The sequence below is a fragment of the Protofrankia sp. CiP1_Cm_nod3 genome, assembly GCF_982290655.1.
In genome coordinates this window covers 11,066-13,234 of sequence record NZ_CEVIVD010000129.1, presented here as the reverse complement: position 1 = coordinate 13,234, position 2,169 = coordinate 11,066, and the positions used below count along the sequence as shown (strand labels likewise).

Here is a 2,169-nt window from a genome sequence, read left to right as displayed (position 1 = left end):
CGCCCGGCCGTTCCGGCGGGCCGGACAGCGGCGGCGCGGGCGGGCCGTCGGCACGAACAGGCGGCAGAGATCCAGGCGGCGGACCCATAGGGTCGGCGGTATGGACACGGAGGATGTGCGGCTCCTGCTGGATGCCGTGGCCTCCGGCACGGTCGGGCCGGACGACGCCCTGGCACGCCTGGCCGCGGGCCCGCTCGGCGACGGCGGCGGCTGGAGCGACCTCGGGTACGCCCGTGTCGACACCCACCGCGGGCTTCGCACCGGCGACCCGGAAGTCGTCTACGCCGCCGGCAAGACCCCGGCGCAGACGGTCGGCATCGTCGCCGAACTGCGGCGGACTGCCGGCCCCGGCCGTCCGACGCTGGTCACGCGGGCCGACGCCGCCACCGTCGCGGCGCTGCGGGCGCGCTGGCCGGACGAGCTCACGATGTCCGCGCGGACAGCGGCCTGGGCGTCCGGCGACGCTGTCAGCACACCCTCCGCGGCGGCCGGCCGCACCGCCGAGCATGCCGATACCACCGGCCGTACCGGCACCGCCGGCCGCTCCATCTTCGCCGGTCATGAGGCCTTTGCCAGTCATGCGGCCGGTGTGTCACAGGGTGCGGTCACGGTTGCCGTCGGCCCGTTGCCCCCGGCTCGCGGCCGGGTTGTCGTCGTCTGCGCCGGGACGTCGGACGCCCCGGTCGCCGCGGAGGCCGCGCTGACCGCCCGCGCGTCCGGGGCGGGCGTTGAGACGATCATGGATGTGGGGGTCGCCGGGCTGCATCGGGTCCTCGCCGTCCGTGACCAGCTGGCTGGGGCCGACTGCCTGATCGTCATCGCCGGCATGGAGGGAGCCCTACCGAGCGTGATCGGCGGGCTGGTCGGCACACCGGTCGTTGCCGTCCCGACCAGCGTCGGTTACGGCGCGTCCCTCGGCGGGCTTACCGCACTGCTCGCCATGCTCACCTCGTGCGCTCCCGGCATCGCGGTGTGCAACATAGACAACGGTTTCGGCGCGGGCGTCTTCGCGGCCCGTGTCGTCCGCCGTTCGGCGTCCGACGCCCGCCAGTCGTAACCCCACAGTCGTAGGTGGAAACCGCTGTCATGACAGCTCTTTTCCACCTACGGCTTCGATGCCCGTAGGTGGAAAACGTCGTCCGGACAGCCCTTTCCACCTACGCACGACGGGCACTGGTTGTGGTTGTGGCTGGTTTCAGTGGTTTCCGCTGTCGTCCAGGTCCACTGGGTCCAGGTCCGCTGGCGTGTCCGGGCCCGCTGTCGGCCCGGACGGGCGTCCTGCCCGCGTCGCGGCCGTGCGCCGGTCAACGCTCCCGGCGGTGGGAGTCCCGATGGGCGGGGATGCGGCGGCCACCGGTACCGGCACCGGCACCGGCACCGGTACCGGCACCACCACGGCGCAGGCCGGTCCCCCGGTCGACCCGGCGCACCGCGTCGCCGCCCTCGGCCCGGTGGCGTTCCTGGCTGATCCGGTCCCTGATCAGATCCAGCGCCCGGTCACGGTCGCCCTCGTCGAGTCCGTGCATGAGACTGTCGAAAACACTCAAGAGTTCTCCCCGGAACAAAGATCGCGGAAAATGTTCCACTTTTTCTCGCTGTAAGAACCTCTTTTCGTCGCGCCGGTTCTCGTCGCACCGCCCACGCGGCGGCGCCGGCCGCCGACACCGGACGCCGGCGGATCGCCGGCACCCATGACCGGTCAGGCGGCCGGGCCGAGCGCCACCTTCGTCCGCTGGTCGACGATCCCGCGGGCCGCCGCCACGGCCGGCACCGGCCGCCGTCGGCGGGGCCGGGCCCGGCGGTGCGCCAGACCCGGCATCCGGACCGAGCGGGACAGGCGCATACTGGCTCCGCACCGTGCGAACATGCTGGGGAATCCTTCCCCGGGCAACGCCGTCGAAAACCGCAGCATCGCCGAAAACCGTCACCGAAAACCGTTGCCGAAGACGTCGGGACCAGCGAGAATCGCCGGTCGGGCAGTGGCCGGCGCACACCGCTCCGCGCCTCCTCCGTGACCCGTTTCGACCGGTGTACACACAACCGCGAGGAATCCGACATCAACAGAAAGAGCGACGAACTGAACGAGAGATCGCTTTCGCCCAGTTCCGGACGGGGTGATACCCCAAAAGATCGGCACTCTGAGTAGTAATAGTTTCCCTTGCCGTTCTC

The 2,169-nt window shown here is 71.6% G+C and carries 3 protein-coding genes; 1 reads left to right on the top strand and 2 read right to left on the bottom strand.

Translation table 11 applies throughout. The features are described 5' to 3' along the window. Positions 1–100: 100 nt before the first annotated feature. Positions 101–1,057, top strand: a complete 957-nt coding sequence (gene larB, locus AC5LUJ_RS19385; RefSeq protein WP_250286917.1) for a nickel pincer cofactor biosynthesis protein LarB — start codon at positions 101–103, stop codon at positions 1,055–1,057. A gap of 247 nt (positions 1,058–1,304) precedes the next feature. Here the strand turns inward: larB and AC5LUJ_RS19380 are convergent, their stop codons facing one another. Then, positions 1,305–1,547: a hypothetical protein gene (locus AC5LUJ_RS19380; RefSeq protein WP_250289592.1), complete on the bottom strand. Its 243-nt coding sequence runs from the start codon at positions 1,545–1,547 to the stop codon at positions 1,305–1,307. Between the two features lie 152 nt (positions 1,548–1,699). Continuing rightward, positions 1,700–1,867 carry a hypothetical protein gene (locus tag AC5LUJ_RS19375; protein WP_250286915.1) on the bottom strand — a complete coding sequence of 56 codons (168 nt, stop codon included), beginning with the start codon at positions 1,865–1,867 and terminating at the stop codon, positions 1,700–1,702. Positions 1,868–2,169: the final 302 nt, after the last annotated feature.

Bases quoted from the DNA above. Each gene is read 5' to 3' on its own strand.
- larB (WP_250286917.1), top strand. From the start codon at position 101: ATGGACACGGAGGATGTGCGGCTCCTGCTGGATGCCGTGGCCTCCGGC.
- AC5LUJ_RS19375 (WP_250286915.1), bottom strand. From the start codon at position 1,867: ATGTTCGCACGGTGCGGAGCCAGTATGCGCCTGTCCCGCTCGGTCCGG.